The sequence below is a fragment of the Flavobacterium sp. AED genome, assembly GCF_000812945.1.
Classification (GTDB): Bacteria; Bacteroidota; Bacteroidia; order Flavobacteriales; family Flavobacteriaceae; genus Flavobacterium.
Genome location: NZ_JSYM01000002.1, coordinates 260,937 through 280,751 on the forward strand (window position 1 = coordinate 260,937; position 19,815 = coordinate 280,751).

The 19,815-nt window shown below is 34.8% G+C and carries 12 protein-coding genes; 10 read left to right on the plus strand and 2 right to left on the minus strand.

The genetic code is table 11. The features are described 5' to 3' along the window. Window positions 1–197: 197 nt before the first annotated feature. Both OA85_RS10390 and cydB read left to right on the plus strand, forming a co-directional pair. A complete protein-coding gene (locus tag OA85_RS10390; protein ID WP_039109693.1) occupies window positions 198–1,529 on the plus strand; it encodes a cytochrome ubiquinol oxidase subunit I in 1,332 nt (443 codons plus the stop codon). Between the two features lie 3 nt (window positions 1,530–1,532). Further along, entirely contained in the window at window positions 1,533–2,609 is a 1,077-nt protein-coding gene (cydB, locus tag OA85_RS10395) for a cytochrome d ubiquinol oxidase subunit II (protein WP_039109694.1), read from the plus strand. Between the two features lie 55 nt (window positions 2,610–2,664). On the opposite strand, the gene OA85_RS10400 is transcribed toward cydB, so the two are convergent. Beyond that, window positions 2,665–3,453 (minus strand): sulfite exporter TauE/SafE family protein, encoded by a 789-nt coding sequence (locus OA85_RS10400; protein ID WP_039109695.1) that lies wholly within the window; start codon window positions 3,451–3,453, stop codon window positions 2,665–2,667. 72 nt (window positions 3,454–3,525) lie between these two features. Further along, window positions 3,526–4,152 carry a Crp/Fnr family transcriptional regulator gene (locus OA85_RS10405; protein ID WP_029286502.1) on the minus strand — a complete coding sequence of 209 codons (627 nt, stop codon included), beginning with the start codon at window positions 4,150–4,152 and terminating at the stop codon, window positions 3,526–3,528. 296 nt (window positions 4,153–4,448) lie between these two features. Here OA85_RS10405 and OA85_RS10410 point away from each other — a divergent pair, with 296 nt between their 5' ends. The 8 genes from OA85_RS10410 (at window position 4,449) to OA85_RS10445 (ending at window position 19,360) form a co-directional block, all read left to right on the plus strand. Next, a complete protein-coding gene (locus tag OA85_RS10410) occupies window positions 4,449–4,754 on the plus strand; it encodes a rhodanese-like domain-containing protein (RefSeq protein WP_039109696.1) in 306 nt (101 codons plus the stop codon). A gap of 59 nt (window positions 4,755–4,813) precedes the next feature. Then, a complete protein-coding gene (locus OA85_RS10415) occupies window positions 4,814–6,394 on the plus strand; it encodes an NADP-dependent glyceraldehyde-3-phosphate dehydrogenase (RefSeq protein ID WP_039109697.1) in 1,581 nt (526 codons plus the stop codon). A 238-nt stretch (window positions 6,395–6,632) separates the two neighbouring features. Beyond that, the gene (locus tag OA85_RS17030) at window positions 6,633–12,749 is read left to right on the plus strand and encodes a PKD domain-containing protein (RefSeq protein ID WP_052257210.1); all 6,117 of its coding nucleotides are present in this window, start codon (window positions 6,633–6,635) and stop codon (window positions 12,747–12,749) included. Window positions 12,750–12,759: 10 nt separating this feature from the next. Further along, window positions 12,760–13,755: a PorP/SprF family type IX secretion system membrane protein gene (locus tag OA85_RS10425; protein WP_039109698.1), complete on the plus strand. Its 996-nt coding sequence runs from the start codon at window positions 12,760–12,762 to the stop codon at window positions 13,753–13,755. A 102-nt stretch (window positions 13,756–13,857) separates the two neighbouring features. Beyond that, window positions 13,858–15,741 (plus strand): M1 family metallopeptidase, encoded by a 1,884-nt coding sequence (locus OA85_RS10430; protein ID WP_039109699.1) that lies wholly within the window; start codon window positions 13,858–13,860, stop codon window positions 15,739–15,741. Window positions 15,742–16,236: 495 nt separating this feature from the next. Continuing rightward, window positions 16,237–16,956, plus strand: a complete 720-nt coding sequence (locus OA85_RS17035) for a hypothetical protein (protein WP_052257211.1) — start codon at window positions 16,237–16,239, stop codon at window positions 16,954–16,956. A 562-nt stretch (window positions 16,957–17,518) separates the two neighbouring features. Further along, on the plus strand, window positions 17,519–18,667 hold the full coding sequence (locus OA85_RS17040) for a hypothetical protein (RefSeq protein WP_197056072.1): 1,149 nt from the start codon (window positions 17,519–17,521) through the stop codon (window positions 18,665–18,667). 237 nt (window positions 18,668–18,904) lie between these two features. Further along, window positions 18,905–19,360 carry a tellurite resistance TerB family protein gene (locus tag OA85_RS10445; RefSeq protein WP_039109700.1) on the plus strand — a complete coding sequence of 152 codons (456 nt, stop codon included), beginning with the start codon at window positions 18,905–18,907 and terminating at the stop codon, window positions 19,358–19,360. The last annotated feature ends 455 nt before the right edge of the window (window positions 19,361–19,815 follow it).

A 19,815-nucleotide genomic window follows, 5' to 3' on the forward strand; every position in this document is an offset into this window, starting at 1 on the left:
AGGTACTTCTGTTTTTAAGAAAAATTGGTGACTAAAGTTACACAAGTTTTTTTAATTTTAGGAAAAAGTCGTTAATAGAAATTTGGTGTCTTTACTATTTAAAATCTAACAAAAACAAGAGAATAAAGTTGGTTTCTGTAAAAGAAATGTTACTTATAATGGGTAAATTTGCAAAACCTCTGATAAAATATATTTGAATGGAAGAAATGCTTTTTTACGACCGAATGCAATTTGCATTTACGATTACCTTTCACTACTTGTTTCCGCAATTGACAATGGGACTTTCCTTAATTATTATTTATTTCAAATGGAAGTTTTTACGGACCCAAAACGAACAGTACAATCAGGCAACCCATTTTTGGATGAAAATCTTTGCACTCAATTTTGCTATGGGCGTGGTAACAGGAATTCCGATGGAGTTTCAATTTGGGACGAATTGGGCCAAGTTTTCTGAATTAACGGGAGGAATCATTGGACAAACTTTGGCTATGGAAGGGATGTTTTCTTTCTTTTTGGAATCGTCTTTTTTAGGTTTGTTTTTATTTGGAGAAAAATTACTAGGGCATAAATGGCACTTTGTGACCGGATTACTGATTTTTATAGGTTCCTGGGCCAGCGGATTTTTAATCATTGCCACGCATTCCTGGATGCAATATCCAGTAGGGTATGAAATTTTAGCCAATGGTAAATTTGTCCTGAATAACTTTGCTGCACTGTTTACAAACCCTTGGTTATGGCCTTCCTATTTTCACAATCAGGCCGCTTCAATGGTAACCAGTTCTTTTGTTGTTGCAGGGATTGGTGCTTTTTATATTTTGAGTAAAAAGAATGTGGCTTTCGGGAAATTATTTTTGAAAACGGGAGTGATTTTTGGATTGGCTTCAAGTCTTATCGTTGCAGTTCCCACCGGAGATTTATTAGCCAAAAATGTTGTAAAATACCAACCCGTTACTTTTGCCGCTATGGAAGGAATTTTTCACAGTGAAAAAAAGGGGTCCGAAATTGTTTTGATTGGTCAACCTGACGTAAAAGATAAAAAACTGGACAATAAAATTGCTGTACCTAATATTCTGAGTTTTTTGACTTACGGAAACTGGCATAGCGAAATTAAAGGGTTAGATCAATTTAAAGAAGAAAATCATCCTACTAATATTTCAGGATTGTATTACGCGTATCATATTATGGTTGGGCTCGGAACCGTTTTCATCGGATTGATGGGTTTTGCGGTTTTTCAGCTCATTCGAAAAAAATTATTCGAAACCAAATGGATTTTGTGGTCATTGCTTTTTATGCTCCCATTTCCATACATCGCGAATACAACAGGATGGTACACTGCCGAATTAGGAAGACAGCCATGGTTAGTATATAATTTGTTGCGCACTGCTGAAGGGGCTTCTCCGACAGTTTCCTCGGGAAATACGTTGTTTACCTTGCTTGGATTTATAGGGTTGTATCTCTTATTAGGCATGTTGTTTTTACTCTTGGTTGGTAAAATTATAAATAAAGGACCTCAAACAGAAAATAAATAAATTATGGAATTCTTTTGGTATGTAGTTTTAATGGGAATTTTGGCCGTTTACATTGTACTGGATGGTTATGATTTTGGAGCGGGAATTATTCATTTGTTTTTTGCGAAAACAGAGAAAGATAAAAAAGCAATAACCAGCGCAATTGGTCCTTTTTGGGATGCCAATGAAGTATGGTTAATTGCCGCGGGTGGAGTTTTGTTTTTTGCTTTTCCTACGTTGTATGCTTCTTCATTCAGTGGGTTTTATTTGCCTTTGATGATGATTTTATGGTTGCTTATCTTCAGAGCTGTAGGTTTGGAATTGCGTGGTCAAATTCATCATCCCATGTGGGAAGTCATTTGGGATAAAGCCTTTGGGATTGCGAGTTTATTATTAGCCATATTTTTTGGCGTGGCTTTGGGGAATATTGTTCGCGGTGTAAATCTGGGAATGGTAGAAAATGGTGTTTCAACTCAGGAAGCTCATTTTTTCTTTTTGCCTTTGTGGAATCCAACTTTTAGTCCAAAAGCAGATCAACTGGGAATTATAGATTGGTTTACCTTATTTTTAGGTGTGGTTAGTGCGGTTACGCTGACGATTCATGGAGCCAATTGGATTATTTATAAAACGAATTCTTCTTTGAATGCCAAATTAAAAGAGGTAGTATATAAACTCAATTTTGTGTTATTAGGATTAGTAATTATTTCATTATTAATTTGGCACAGAATCGAACCAAAACCTTTTCACAATTTTGTTGAAAACCCATTTCTTTGGATATTTCCATTGATTGCATTTATAGGTATTTTTGGATTGTTTAAAGTAAAAACATTTAAAAAAGACGGACATGGATTCGTGTTCTCCAGTATGTTTCTCGTGGGAGGATTTGCCGCAACAACGGCTTCCATTTTTCCGAATGTCTTGCCTTCAACTAATACAGTAAATCCTTCATTAACCATTTATAATACTGCTGCTGGTGAATATGGATTGTCAGTAGGCGTGTATTGGTTTGTTATCGCTTTAGCATTAGTTATTGTGTACTTCATAATTCAGTATAAAGTTTTTAGCGGTAAAATGGACGACATCGGGTATGGGGAGCATTAGTTTTATATTCAATTAAAAAATAAAAAGTATTTCAATTTGGGATACTTTTTTGTTTTTAATGAAAGAAAATTTCTTTAGTAATGATGTAAATTCCCATGACTAATACAAACCAACCAAAGATTGGTTTTAGTTTAGCGCCATCAATTTTTTTCGAAAGTTTGGTTCCTATGATCATTCCTAAAAACGCTACGCCGGTAATCCCTAGTAAAAAAGGATAATTTATAGGTGTGCCAATATATAAATCGCCACCAAAACCAATGGAAGAATTGATAAAAATAATGAGTAGGGAGGTGCCAACGGCTTGTTTCATTGGCAAATTAGCAAAAAACAATAAGGCTGGTATGATTAAAAATCCGCCGCCAGCGCCTAGAAAACCAGTTACAATTCCAACTATAAATCCAATGATTCCCAGTTGTGTGTAGTTTGTTTTTGGAACGTTAGTTACCGGTTTTGTTTTGCGTATCATGGATATAGCGGCGGCCATCATCAATACTGAAAAAACAATCATAATCAGAAAACTTTTTGATACTTGGTAGGAAGCAATGGAGAATAATGTAGCTGCTATTTTTGGAAAAATAACTTCCCGGATTATCAGTATTGAAAAAACCGACGGAATGGCGAAGTATAGTGCGGATTTAATTTTAAGATTCCCCATTTTATAATGGCTAATACATCCAAATAAAGCGGTAATTCCCACTATAAATAACGAATAACTGGTAGCTAATTCAGGATCTATCTTGAATAAGTAGACCAAAATGGGAATGGTTAGAATTGATCCACCGCCGCCTATTAAACCCAATGAAAGTCCTATGATAATTGATGCGAAATAACCTAAATACTCCATTTTAAAATTTTTTGTTGCAAAGGTTGTCTGTAAATTTTAGACAAACAGTAACATTTATCACATTGAGAAGATTTATTTCAAAAGTTCAATGTTATTGCGCTGCAAATTGACCAATCCTCGTTGTTCCATTTTTTTTAGTAAACGGGAAATAACTTCTCTTGATGTATTCAATTCGGATGCGATTTCTTGATGGGATAGTTTCAAATCCTTACAGCCACAAGCATCGGCATGGCGTTTTAGATAAAATTCCAAGCGCTCATCCATTGCTCTAAAAGCGATACTGTCAACAACTTCCAGCACTTCCTCAAATCGGCTGCGATAGGTATCAATTACAAATTCGTACCAACTGCGGTGTTGCATCATCCATTTGTCCATAAGGGGTAAAGGAATCAGTATCAATTCAACATCTTCAACAACTTTGGCCATGATTTGGCTTTTTGCATTTTTGGTGGCACAAATCATAGAAATAGCGCACGCTTGACCGGGTTGTAAATAATACATGAAAAATTCACTGCCATTTTCATCTTCTCGGTAAATCTTAATCTTGCCACTGATAACTAAAACGGTGTTTTTTATGTATTGTCCAGTTCGCATGATGACATCGCCCGCTTTGAAGGATTGAACAGTAGCATTGGCATCAACATCTTTGACTAATTCAGTAGAAAATGAAGGAAATAGTTTCTTTATAGGATCAAGCATTTTGCTGTTATTTTAATTTTTTTATATGAGCTATACTGTAAAAGTAGTCTAAAAAGGGAAAAGATTATTGCAATTATAGTATTCAAAAAACAGATTGAGGCAGGAATTATTAAATGTTTTACCTTATACATTTCCGATGGATTTAATAGACTATTTTTCGCAAAAATAAAGGGCTAATTTATAGTTTCTTGATAGTTAATGTTTTGCGAAAACGTTTTCTTATGAATATTATCGAATTAACAAATGGAGGGTTTATTGTTCGGTAAAATCTTTGTATTTTTACAAAAAAAGATACTATGAATTTAACACAAGAAGATTGGGTTGCTCAATTCGAAGCTGATGAAAATGCAGTAATATTAGACGTGAGAACCGAAGACGAAACGAATGATGGAATTATAGCTAATGCCATACTTATTGATATTCACAAGGGACAGGGTTTTATAGATGAAATAGAGGCTTTGGACAAAAGCAAAAACTATTATGTGTATTGCCGTTCCGGAATGAGAAGCGCTAAAGCTTGCGAAATCATGAACGAGCTGGGTTTTGAAAATACCTACAACTTACTGGGAGGGATTATAGAATGGAATGGCGATATCGTTTAACCATAAAACTATAAACACGACGGCCTCTTTTATTAAATTTTAAATATAACCAACCTATAATGAGTTTTATACCAGAAGAATTTCAAATTAATACGTTACTGAATCAAGATACTTATTTAATTAATGGTGAGCTAAAAAAATGGACTGGTCAAACAACTCCCGTTTTTTCTACGATTTCATCTACTGAAAAATACGAACCTACTATATTGGGTTCGATTCCATGTATGGGAGAAGTGGAGGCTTTAGAAGCTGTTGAAGCGGCATCTGCGGCTTACAATAATGGACAAGGTTTATGGCCTACAATGAAAGTTGTGGATCGTATTAAATGCATGGAAAATTTTGTTGCTCAAATGAAAACGACTCGAACAGAAGTTGTTAAACTTTTGATGTGGGAAATTGGAAAATCATTGGGTGATTCTGAAAAAGAATTTGACAGAACCGTAGAGTACATTTATGATACTATTGACAGCTTAAAAGAATTAAACAGTCGCAGTGCTCATTTTTCTAAAGTTCAAGGAATAAATGCCATGGTTCGTAGAGGACCGCTAGGTGTTGTATTGTGTCTAGGACCATACAATTATCCATTGAATGAAACTTTTTCGCTGCTTATTCCGGCATTAATTATGGGGAATCCTGTAATTTTTAAACCGGCTAAACATGGTGTTTTATTACTATCTCCATTGTTAGAAGCTTTCAAAAGTAGTTTCCCAAAAGGAGCTATTAATATTGTGTATGGTAGAGGGCGTGAAGTGGCTTCACCTATCATGAAATCTGGAAAAGTTGATATTTTGGCTTTGATAGGAAACAGTAAATCAGCGATTGCTTTGCAAGACCAACATCCAAATAAAAACAGATTGCGTTTGGTATTAGGTTTAGAAGCAAAAAATCCTGCGATAATCCTTCCGGATGCCGATTTAGATTTGACTATCCAAGAATGTATAGCGGGATCTTTATCTTTCAACGGACAACGTTGCACCGCTTTGAAAGTATTATATGTGCATGAATCTATTGCTGACGAATTCAATAAACGATTTGCAGCCAAAGTAGATGCATTGACATTTGGAAATCCATGGGACAAATCAGTATTTCTTACTCCTTTACCAGAAAAAGAAAAACCGGCTTATATCCAGGAATTAATAGATGATGCTACAGCTAAAGGAGCAAAAGTTATTAATGCAAAAGGAGGAGAGCAAACCGATAATTTTATATTTCCAGCAGTTTTGTTTCCTATAAATAAGGAAATGCGAGTGTATCATGAAGAGCAGTTTGGTCCAGTTGTGCCTATTATTTCTTTCAAAGACATTCAAGAACCATTGAATGATATGGCCGAGTCTAATTACGGACAACAAGTAAGTTTGTTTGGAAAAGACATCAAAACCATTGCACCGCTTATCGATACTTTGGTAAATCTTGTTTGTAGAGTAAATTTGAATAGTTCTTGCCAAAGAGGACCGGATGTTTTCCCATTTACCGGAAGAAAAGATTCAGCAGTGGGTACTTTGAGTATTCACGATGCGTTGCGTTCGTTCTCTATCAGAACCTTTGTTGCTTCTAAAGACAATGACTATAACAATGCTATTTTGCAAGAGTTATTAAACAGCAAAGAATCAAATTTCATTAATACGGACTATATTTTGTAAGTATTAAATAGTTATAATTGAAGCCGTTTCGTTTTTGCGAGGCGGCTTTTTTTATGGAATTCTGTTTTTATCTGTCACTCAATTTAAACAATGTGTTATGTTTTTTTTATTAACCGCAAAAATAACACAGCTTTACGTAAAACCGTAATACAATGGAAAAGCATTATGCTATATTTGTGAAAATTACCTTTTTACACTTTGCAATGATAGTGATCGTTGGTTAATTTAAGACGCAATTATGAAAAACCTTTACAAGATTATTTTTCTTTTTATCTTAATAATTTCAGTTAATAATTTAAATGCCAAAAGTAATTACCCACATTTTGGTGTAGATAAAATAATCATAGAGAGAGAGGTTAATAATTTAGTATTGCTAACTGCAACTATTTCTGGTTCAACAACTGTGTGTCAAAATGCAACATCGCCTCAAATAACGTTTACAGGTTCGGGAGGAACTGCTCCTTATACTTTTACTTATACTGTAACTGGTGTTATTGGAAATCAAGTCATTACAACAACTTCTGGAAATAGTGTTTCCATTTCTGCTCCAACTGGTACAGTTGGTACGTTCAATTATAATTTAATTAGTGTTCACGACGCTGCAAATTCTACTTCTGAACAATCTAGTCCTGGTACTGCAACGGTTACTGTAAGTTCTCCTCCTGTTGTGGATTTCACATTTACCAATGACAATTCTTGTTCGGGAACAGTACTTCAATTTTCTTCTTCCACAACAGGTACAGCAACTTATACTTATGCGTGGGATTTTGGAGATGGCACAACCTCAACGCAACAAAATCCTAATCATTTTTTTACTTCATTAGGATGTGGTACTGCAACATTCAATGTTACTTTAACCGTAACTGGTGGTGGCTGTGCCGTTACCAAAACAAAAATTATAAACGTAAAACAAAAACCAGATATTAATTTTGAAGATGTGAATAATCCATTTGACCCACTCAATCCATTTAATAACTGTGCCAATGCATCCTCCAATTCCGTGTACTCGATTAAGGTTGGAAACTCTTCAACTTCCACTTGTATTTCTTCCTTTTCCATAGATTGGGGGGATGGAAGCACACAAGCTAATATTTCATTTCCTATTTCCCATACTTATTCTACTATTGGAGCATATTCCATGACCATTACTGCCAATGGAACCAATGGTTGCGTTAATTCTAAAACCTATATTGTCAAAAATGTTTCCAATCCACTTGGAGGTTTAAATAGTCCCGGATCGACTCAAAATTTATGTGCTCCAACAGCCAATCTACAATTTTCCATCTCGAATTGGGGAGCTAATTCACTTGACACAACCTATAAAATAAATTATAATGATGGTTCTCCAATAGTCATTTTAACCCAAAATCAATTAAACAGCTCTACTTATTATAATTCATCGAGTCCCTTAAATTCTGCCAACTATCCTATTCCACATACTTACACCACAAGTAGTTGTCCAGCACCCAGTTTTGAAGTAAAATTAGAAATAACCAATGCCTGTGGAATGACACCATTATCATTAGGAAACATATCCATATTAACAAAACCAACGACAAATTTCACGGTGCCTGCCAATGAATGCGTAAATAACAGTATTCTATTTACCAACACAACAGTTTCAGGCTATGGTCAAAATTGTGTTCAAGGTTCGATTTACACCTGGGATTTCGGAGATGGCTCGCCTATTGTCACAACTCCGCTATCAGCTCCCCAAAACATTAATCATATCTATTCTAACGCAGGAACATATACAGTTACTCTAAATGCCCAAAACGGATGTGGAACTGCAACAAAAACCCAACAAATCTGCATTGAACTTCCTCTAGTTCCGCAATTTACGCTTAATACTGCTTCGGGTTGTACTCCTCTTCCTGTGACTACAAACAATACCACTAATCTTGTTGGTTCCTGTGCCCCGCCAACTTATCAATGGAATGTTACTTATGCTGCAGAAAATTGTGGTATAACTTCATCTTATGCATACACCGGTGGAACAACCGCAACGTCTGCAAGTCCTTCTTTCAATTTTGTAACTCCGGGAACGTATAGTATCAGTGTAACTATCACAAATTCTTGCGGCTCTGTAGTTTCTCCTATTCAAACAATAACTGTAAAAAAGCCTCCAACAGCCATTATAAATACTATTCCAAATGCTTGTGGGACAGCAACTATTTCACCAACAGCTGCAGTACAAGGATGCGCACCTGCTACCAGTGTATTAACCTATGCTTGGAGTTTTCCTGGCGGTACTCCAGCAACTGCAACCACGGCAATACCGGGAACCATTACTTATGCTACAGCAGGAAATTATACGGTTTCATTAACAGTAACCAATGAATGTGGTGTTTCTGCAACTGCCACCAAAACATTTTCTGTAAGTGCTACACCAACTTTAACGAATACTGCCTTAACCGAAACCATTTGTTCCGGTTCACAAACGACTTTAGTAAACCTAACGGCTGATGCTGTTGGAACTACTTTTTCTTGGACGGCAACTGCAACTTCAGGAATCACCGGTTTTATGGCTTCTGGGACAACGAATACAATTCCTGTGCAAACTATTTCAACAACAAATACTGCAGTAGGTACTGTTACTTATGCCATTACTCCCATATTAAATGGATGTTCAGGAGCAGTAGTAAATTATGTTGTTACAGTAAACCCAGCACCAAATATCACAACCCAGCCCGCTTCAAATACAATTTGCCAAAATGGAATACTTAATGTATTATCTGTTATTTTAAATACTTCATCGGGAACACCAACTTATCAATGGTATTCAAATACCAGTAATACAACTACTGGAACGCCATTATCTGGAGAAACAAATGCTACTTATGTGCCATTAAGTACAACAATTGGAACAATTTATTATTATTGTATTATTACATTGGGTGGTTCTGGAGGCTGCTCCAGTATAACTTCTGCTATTGCAAATATTACAATTACTGCAGGTGCAACAATTACGTTACAGCCAACAGCATCGCAAAATCTTTGTGTTGGAAGCACTATAGGCTCACCATTAACAGTAAGTTATTCCGGTGGAACAGGAATTCCGAGTTACCAATGGTTTTCAAACACAACCAATACAAATAGTGGTGGAGCTCTAATTTCTGGAGCTACTAATTCAAGTTACACGCCACCAGCTTTCCGATTAACAGGAGTAAATTATTTCTATGCAGTCATAACATTATCAGGAAGCGGATGCGGTCCAATAGCAAGTAATCCTGCAGAAGTTAAAGTTGTTGCCGACCCAATTGTTACTTCACAACCATTGCCAACCCAAACTTTATGTCAAAATGTTGCTCCAACAGATTTATCTGTGACTGCCTCTGGAGATGTTAGTGTTGGAGCATTATCTTACCAATGGTTTTCCAATGGGACAAATTCAAATAGCGGAGGAACTTTATTAATTGGAGCAACAAATGCTACTTTTACGCCACCTACAACAGCAATAGGAACAATTTATTATTACTGTGAAATTTCACAAAGTGGCTTGGGCTGTAATGTCAAAAGTAATGTAGCTGCTGTAATTATAAATCTTGCACCCACAATTACTTTGCAACCCTCCTCAAGTGCGTTATGTTTAGGAGGAACACCAACACTTTTAAAAGTAGCTTACAGTAATGGAGTTGGTACGCCACAATACCAATGGTATTCTAATCCAACTAATTCTACAATAGGAAGTACTTCAATTTCAGGAGCAACAACTGATAGTTTCAATCCGCCCGCTATAACAGTTGGAACAACGTATTATTATTGCATTATTACGTTGTCTACTGGAGGATGTTCTGTTTTAACATCCGCAATTGCAGCGGTCAAAATCAATCAAAATCCTGTAATTGCAAATAAAAGTGCAGTATTATGCAGCGGTACCCCTTTTACGGTTGCACCTGACAATTTAAGCGGTGATATTGTGCCAGTTGGAACCACGTATACTTGGGCAACGCCTGTAATTAATCCTTCGAATGCTGTTAATGGTGCTCTTGCGGGAACGATTCCTCAAAATAATATTAGCCAAACGTTGATTAATACAACAACTAATCCGGCAACTGTGACTTATACTGTTATTCCAATTTCAGGAACTTGCGTTGGAACTAATTTTACAATTGTTGTAACTGTCAATCCATCAATAAGTCCCAATAGTATCATCACAAATAGTACTTGTTTTGGCGTTAATAATGGTTCAATACAAACTAATTTAACAGGAGGAATTCCTTTTACCACTGGCGCACCATACGTAGTTTCATGGGTGGGACCAAACGGATTTACTTCGAGTGTACCAAGTATTTCTAATCTGTCAGCGGGAGATTATACACTTTCGGTTTTAGATAATGGAGGTTGTCCATTTTCAAAAAGTTATAAAATAACGGAACCTGATGCCCTTGTTATTATTACCGATTTAGAAAAGGATATTACCTGTTTTAATGATGCCAACGGAGCGATTGCAATTACTATAACTGGTGGCACTTTAAATTATAATTATACTTGGACTAAAGATAATTTACCATTTGTAAATACCGAAGACTTATCGAATCTAAGCCCGGGAGTATATGCTGTTTCTGTTTCGGATAGTAATAATTGTGGGCCTGTAACAGCTACTTTCACAATTACTGAACCGCCCATTTTAGTTTTAAATTTAATTAGTCAGACCAATATTTTATGTTTTGGAACTGCAACCGGAGCTATCGATATTAATGTAGTAGGAGGAACACCAATCCAAATTTCTCCTGGCGTTTTTGATTATAATTATGCTTGGACAGGACCAAACGGATTTACAAGTTCCAATAAAAAGCTAAGTGCTATTTTCGCAGGGGCATATAATTTAACCGTAACAGATAATTCGGGTTGTACCAAAAAGCTATCGGTTCTTGTAACACAATCTTCAGAAATCGTAATAAAGGCAACAACAACCCCAATTATTTGTTATGGAGGAAATGATGCCTCGATAACCCTTTCTATAACTGGTGGAATTGCACCTTATAAAATTGTATGGAGTACTTTAGCAAGCGGATTATTTCAAGACAACCTTTCGGCTGGAGATTATTTGGTTACTGTTACCGATGCTAATAATTGTGTTAATACACTAAATGTAAACATACCCGAAGCGCCAATTTTTACTATTAATCCAGTAGTGAAACAAATTTCTTGTTTTGGAATGAATGATGGTAGTATCAATCTAAATTTAGTAGGAGGAATTGCTCAACTAACACTCGTATGGAGCGATGGAAGTACGGCCGGTTTGACTAGAAATAATCTGGGTCCAGGTTCTTATGCGGTTACTATTGTTGATAGTAAGCCCTGTACGATTATAAGAACATTTATAATACAAGAGCCTCAAATACTAATACTTTCGGCAAATGTTACCCATGCATTCGACTGTGATGATGCGAATAGTGGTGCAATCAATTTGATGGTTGCCGGAGGAACACCACCATTTGCTTACACTTGGTCAAATGGAGCAACAACAGAAGGTTTAAACAACATTCCAGCAGGAAATTATTTGGTTACAGTCGCTGACAGTAGAGGCTGTTCAAAAACGGCTCAATATGTTGTCAACAGACAGCTACCAATAGTAATTGGAGTGGAAACAAAAACCGATTTTAACTGTGAAACTAAATATGTGAAACAAACTTTTGTGGCGCAAGTTTCGGGCGGAATGCCTCCTTATCAATTGACGTGGTCCAGCGGAACGGTAAGCGGAGTCAATAATGAAATGATGAATACCAATCAAAACGGAACTGTAGTTCTAGGCGTTACAGATAATTTGGGTTGTACTGCAAATTATACTTTCAATGTGGCTATCCCAAAATTAGGAACGCCTTCCTTTTCAACAAGTTCATATGCTTACTCAACATTTGGGACTTTTTCAATTAGTGATCCCATACAATTTGCGAATACGGCTACGGCAGATTATATAAGTATTGCTTGGGATTTTGGTGATGGAAGTGTTTCTACTGAAGAAAGCCCACTTCATTCCTATGTCAAAGAAGGAAGTTATGTAGTGACGCAAACGGTTACTTATGCTTTCGGCTGTATTTATATTCATACGATGACTTTATTGGTTGATAAAGGATATAAATTAATGGTTCCAAATGGTTTTACCCCCAATGGAGACGGAATTAATGAAACTTTCAAACCAGTTTTCTTAGGATTGAAATCACTTCAACTGGATGTGTATGATACTTGGGGAGAATTGATATTTACTGAAACGGGTGAGACGTTACACGGATGGGATGGAAGAGTAAAAGAGAAGGAATCGGAAAATGGGAATTATTATTACAAAGTAAAGGCGACTACTTTTTACGGGACAATAGTAAATGAAAACGGTCCTTTTACATTAATCAAATAAGAATAGCAAAATGAAAATAAAAATAGTAGCATTAATAATTTTGTTCAGTTTTTCTTTAACGGTTAAGGCACAAGATCCCATTTTTACACAATATTTTATGGTTCCTGAAACGTTGAATCCCGGATTTACAGGTTTTCTGGAAACGACCAATGCTGGAATATTACACAGAACGCAATGGCCCGATTTGAATTTTAGAGTTGATTCAGATTTTGGGTTTATCAATACATGGTTAGAAAATGCCAACAGCGGAATAGGGGTAAGTGTTTTGAATCACAGAGAAAAATTTACGAATTATAATTTCACCCAAGTGAATTTTAATTATGCATATCGGGTTCAATTAAATGACGATTGGTTTTTTAGACCTGCAATCGAAATGGGTTTTGGAAACAAATCCTATGGTTTTCAGAATATTGTTTTAGAAGACCAAATCAATATCGGGCAAGGAACCATTAATACCTCAAGTGTGGATCCCCTTTTGCTGAATGATAAAGTAACCTTCTTTGATTTTTCAGCAGGAATGTTACTTAATAATGAAAATGCTTGGTTCGGACTTTCTCTAAAACACATCAATAAACCTAATATTTCATTTTCAAACACTGGAAATGTGCCGTTAGGAATGTTTTTCTCTGCCAATGCAGGCTATGAATTCCTACTGGGCGATTATATAGATATTACCTATTTTCCTTATGAAACCAAAATGCTTTTAACGTCTAATTATATGCATCAAGGGGAATACAGCCGATTTGATTTAGGAACCGGACTTGTTTTCAAAAAGTTTTTCTTCGGGGTCAGTGCAGCTACAAATCCTGGTAAGAAAGCTAATAATAGTCATTTCCTGACTTCGGTAAATGCCTTTGGGGGATTGCAATATGAACATTTTAAATTTGGATATTCTCATGATTTTAGTACCTCAAGAATAGGTCAGACAGGTGGAATATATGAACTTTCCGTTACCTATCAATTTGATTTGAAAGTGAAATGTTTTGGTTGTCCCAATTACTATTGATAAATTATTAATTTTTTTATTTCTAAAAGGTTTTTGTTACAAAAAGGAATCTATTGCTACTAATGTTTCATTAGTATTTATATTATTTCTAAAAACGCCTTCATGAAAAAAAAATCACTTTTACTAGTATTGTTTGTCGTCGCATTTTTTGCGCAGCATAGTTTCGCACAGGAACTTTATACACCCCGAAATATAAAAGAAGCCTATTCAAAAGGCAGTCGTTCCAAAGACGGAAAGCCAGGAAAAAAGTATTGGCAAAACCACGGAAAATATGACATGGAAATTACCGTAAATCCAGACACAAAAATGGTAAGCGGAACCGAAAGTATCGTTTACGAAAACAATAGCAAGGACACCTTGAAAACAATCGTTATTCGTTTTGTAAACAACCTCCATAAACCAACTTCTCCAAGAGGAGGTGAGGTAAGTGCTGATTTTTTATCAGAAGGGTTGATGATAACTTCTTTCAAAATTAATGGCGAAGTGTACAATGAAAATGCTAAAAATTGGGGAACAGTTGGCACCATTAAATTGAAAAACCCATTACTACCGAACACAAAAGCTACTTTAGATATTGACTGGAATTATCCTTTATCTAAGGAAAGTGGCCGTGAAGGTCAAATTGATAATACTACTTTTTTTGTAGCCTATAGTTATCCTCGTGTTTCTGTTTATGATGATTATAACGGCTGGGACAAATTGCCTCATACGGACCGTCAGGAATTCTATAATGATTTTAACGACTATACTTTTTCGATAAAAGCGCCCAAAAATTATGTGGTTTATGCCACGGGAGATTTACGTAATCCGGATGATGTTTTGCAAGCTGAATTCTCGGCGCGATTAAAAAAATCGTACACTTCAGATGCGGTGATGCATATTGCGAATGAGCTGGAAATGAAAGAAGGAAAAGTAACGCTACAGAACGATTGGAATACTTGGAAATTTGAAGCCAATGCAATTTCGGATGTGTGTTTTGGTTTAAGCAATCATTATGTATGGGATGCCGGAAGTGTCGTTGTAGACAATAAAACCAATCGTCGGGTGAGTACACAAGCGGCTTATGATGTAAAAGGCACTGATTTTATCAACTCGGTAAAAAACAATAATTATGCTTTGGCTTGGTTTTCCAATAATTGGCCGGGAGTTCCGTATCCTTTTTCTAAAATGACTGCTTTTCAAGGTTTTGCTGATATGGAATTTCCTATGATGGTGAACGATTCCCAAACAGGGGATGATGTTTTTGCGCAATTGGTACAAGACCATGAAATTGCTCATACCTATTTTCCTTTTTACATGGGAATTAATGAAACCCGTTATGCTTTTATGGACGAAGGTTGGGCTACAACACTCGAATATTTAATAGGAATTGCAGAACATGGCAAGGAAGCTGCCGATAAGTTCTACAAACAATTTAGGGTAAAAAAATATATTTATGATAATTCGACAGAAGAAGATCAGCCTATAATTTCCATGTCATCCCAATTGTCAGGAGCGGGTTACGGCAATAATTCATACGGAAAAGCATCTCTTTCTTATTTGGCTTTAAAAGATTTACTTGGGGATGATTTGTTCAAAAAAGCTTTGCACACATATATGGAAAATTGGAATGGCAAACATCCAATTCCTTGGGATTATTTTAATTCGGTGAACAGCAGTACCGGTAAAAACCTGAATTGGTTTTTCAATAACTGGTTTTTTAGTAATAATTACATTGATCTTGCTGTTGCAAAAGTAAATTCGATAGCGTCTAAAAATTCTATTTCCATTAAGAATGAAGGTGGTTTTGCGATTCCTTTTGATGTGAATGTTGTTTATGCTGACGGAACTAAAGAAACGTTGCATAAAACACCGACTGTTTGGGCAACCAACCAAAAAATGACAACGGTTAATTTGAAAGGGACCAAAAAAATAAAATCAGTAACACTCGATGGAGGACTTTTTATGGATGCTACACCATTAGATAATAGTTGGACCAACAAATAAGGGATAGTATTTGATAAAATTAAAACCGTTTCGTTTTCAATAAACGAAGCGGTTTTTTTATAGATTCAATTTTGGGATAGTACCGTTTCTTAAATAAACTTATATGAATGTCCGCCAAGCGGACTATAGTTTTTTCGCCACGAATTCCACAAATTTGCCACGAATTTTCATATTGAAATAAAAAATCAAACACTAATTCGTGGCGAAATTTTTCTTTAGTATTATTTACGGATAGTCATATAAAGGTATATTCTTTTTATGTTTTGCATTTCTTACCATAGGGTGGATATAAGTTCATTTAAGCTTTAAAATGGATTTCAGTAAATTCGATTTGATTAGGATACAGTTCTTTTTATAGTATTTTGAATAACAAAAACAGAGTGTTAAAATAGTTTTATATTGCCTCATTTTTTTTAACAAATAAAAACGTAATCATCTCATTATCAGTATTTATTATTATATTTACGTTGTAAAAATAACTTAAAAAATAATAGTATGAAAAACATTAAAATTTTTTTGACACCAGTTTTGATATTAGTTTTTACCGTTGCATTTTTATCTTGTAAAAACAATAAAACTGAGAAAGCCGAACCTGAAAAAGCAATGCCAAAAGACACGACTACCGCTGTTGCCGTATTTGAACCCTTTAAAGTGATGGTGGTCAAGCACAAAGTGGCTGATTATGATAAATGGAGAAAAGAATACGACGCTCATGATTCGATACGAACTGCTTATACTATTTCACATTATATGGTAGGAAGAGGAGCAGATGATGCCAATATAATTGTGACTGCAACTAAATTTCTCGATTTGCAAAAAGCAAAAGATTTCAGCCAACTTCCATACCTAAAAGAAGCAATGAAAAAAGCAGGGGTGATTGGTAAACCTGAATTTTCGTATTATGAGGTGATACGAAATGATGATACACCAATTGAGCAGAAAGATAGATTAATGATTACCCATAAAGTAAAAGATTTTGATGCCTGGCTCAAAGTGTATGATGCCGAGGGAACCGCCAAAAGAATGGAAGAAGGATTCATTGACAGGGGTTTGGCTCGAAGCATAGATGATCCAAATATGGTTGCTATCGTATTTGCTATTACTGATATGAAAAAAGCGAAAGAAAACATAAACTCCGAAGCAAAGAAAAAACTAATGAAGGATGCCGGCGTGGTAGGCGCTCCGGAAATGTTTTTTTATAAAATAGTGGAGTAGCCTATACGTTTAAAACATATAAAGAAACCGTCTTGTTCATTGGAATAAGACGGTTTTTTTATGGGGTTGAGGTTTTGATTTATTATTGTTAGATATAAAATTTGTATAGTCCCTGCGGGTCGTTGTATAATGTCGGAATGTAAAATAATTGTTGTTAGATATAAAATTTGTATAGTCCCTACGGGGCAATTTTTGGTTTTGTAATTGTCGTCTACCAATATTTAGCTCCTAACGGAGCATACCCCATAGGGGTTATATGTTGGTAGAAAATAATTATAATCTACACATAGAAATGTCCCGTAGGGACTATACTATTTATTAGATACTAGTTTGTTAATTAGATTTTATTTTAATAAAAACAGTTGGTTTACGAGAAACCGTAAAGCAATGAATACGTTAAGGTTTAGATTTGTAGGAATAAAATGGTTTGTAATAAATAGTTTATATATTAGCTAATAAATACTAGAGTGATTTATGGCATAAAGCTAACCTAAATAGGATGGATTTTAGCCATTTTATGGTTGGTATAAATAAGTTAGGGGATATTTTAGAACACCGAAATATGAAAAGAAACATAATTTTTACAATTGGAATTTTACTTTTAACAATGAAATTTTTTGGACAAAATAAGTCTGAAAACATAGTTTATATTGTGGACAAAATAACAATACTTGAAGATCCCGAAAAAGGAAACGAAGTTGTTGAAAGTGAAATTGCGGATATGAACGTAATCAAAAACAAAGACAGTTTAAAAACTCTTGGTTTTGAAAAATTTGACGGTGCAATTTATATTTACACAAAGGAATATAGAAAAAGACCCGAAGAAATAAAACAAATCCCTTCTTCAAAACAAATGGAAAGAAAAACCGGAATTTGGTACTATAACAATGAAATTTATAACGGAAAATTTATTGATTATTATTACAGCGGAAGAATTCAAGGAGAAGGAATTCTGAAAAATGGAAAACTTGATGGTTTACGCAAAATGTATTATCAAAATGGTAATTTATCTGTTGAAAGATATTATACAAATTCCATTTCAGATGGACTTGAAAAAGAATATTATGAAGATGGAACTTTAAAACAAAAAGGCATATTAATTAATGGCAAAGAAGATGGAATTTGGGAAACTTATTTCCCAAATGGACAAGTTAAACAAAAAACCAATTTAAAAAATGGAATAGTTGACGGAGAAAGCACAATTTACTATTCAACAGGAAAAATTTCATCAGTTGAATTAGGACAAAATGGTAAAATAATTCCTGACAAAAGACTTGAAAAAATTACTCAATTAATGAAAAAGAGTAATGAAAGCAACCAAAATGACGATAGAAAATCAGCAATTAAATATTGTAACAAAGTGATTGAATTGGATAGCGAATATGCTGAAGCATATTTTTCGAGAGGAACTTTAAAACTTAATGAAATGCAATTTGACGAAGCGATTGCCGACTTTGATAAAGCATTAACAATCGAACCATTTATGACTTTTGCGATTGCTAACAGAGCATTTGCAAGAATAAGAAAATATGAATTTGGAGGCGACAGGGAATTGTTAAAGAATAGTGAAATTACAGTATTGGCTTCAAAAAAGAAAGGAGAAATTTCTGCAACCGAAAAAGAAAAAATTTGTAATGATCTAAAACAAGCAATTTTTTTAGGAGACAAAGTGGAAATGATAATGGATGCAGAAACCAAATATTGTAAATAAAAAGAAAAACAGCTACTAACAGCTAAGGTTTCGTTGCGTGCGCAGCATAAACAATGAAACCTGTGTTGAACGGAACCAATTACACTTTCAATACAAATTTTACTAGACTTAGGCACTATTTTTAATTTAAAATTGTTCTTCTAAATCACAGTTTCACTACCCATCAAATGATAATTTATTCCCAAAGCGGAGCAATGTGTTATAAGGTTCGCAGTAACTTTAGCCAAAAAAATAAATATGAGTCTATCTGATAAAGTTGAAGAAAAAAATAACACTGCCTTAAATCCCGTAACTTCAGAGCTTGAAGCTTGGGTTGGAATTTTATATTCTTGCATTTCTGCGGACAATCAAATTAAGGATTCTGAAACCGCATCATTATCCAAATTGTTATATTCGAAAGAGAAATTTGAAGGAGTCGATATTGCACCTCTTTATGCAAAATCATATCATTTAAAAATGGATTTTGGACAAATAAAATACATTGCGGCTTGTTGCGAACTAATTAAAGAAGAAGATAAAGAAACGGTATTTGCAATTGCTTTGGAAATATTGCTTTCGGACGGTTTACTTGGTGAAGAAGAAAAAAACGTAATTGAAGTGCTATCCAAAGAACTTAAAATAGATTCTGGAATGACCAGCAAAATTATAGAAGTTATCTTCTTGAAAAATAAAGGGAATAGTAAAGAACTATAAATAACTGCTAACAAGATTAAGTCTTTGCTTAAAAATAGATGAAATCCAAAATCACTATTTTTTTTAATCAATCACAGCCCAAAAGAGGATTTCCGCGAGGTCATTCTCTTTTTTAATTTATAAGATCTTTATATTAAATTAATTGCTTAATTTAGAGTGTTCTAAGTAGGAATCAACGAGCAATTCTAGCGGTTTAATCTATTGTTATCTTTAAAATCACTGTATTATCAAAAAGAAAATCAAAATAGTAAAGAATCATGTTCATGAAAGACTCCATAGGGAACCTTACTTTACGCATCCCAGATTGAAGTTCATTCCTAATATTATTGTAAATCTGGTTAGTTTTATTTTATCCTTTGCCATAGTGGCTACTTTGCTTTATTTCGTTTTGAATTATTTGATTAAAAAGTTTTACCATTTAGATTGATAAAGTTTCTCGATTTTCTTTTTTCTAA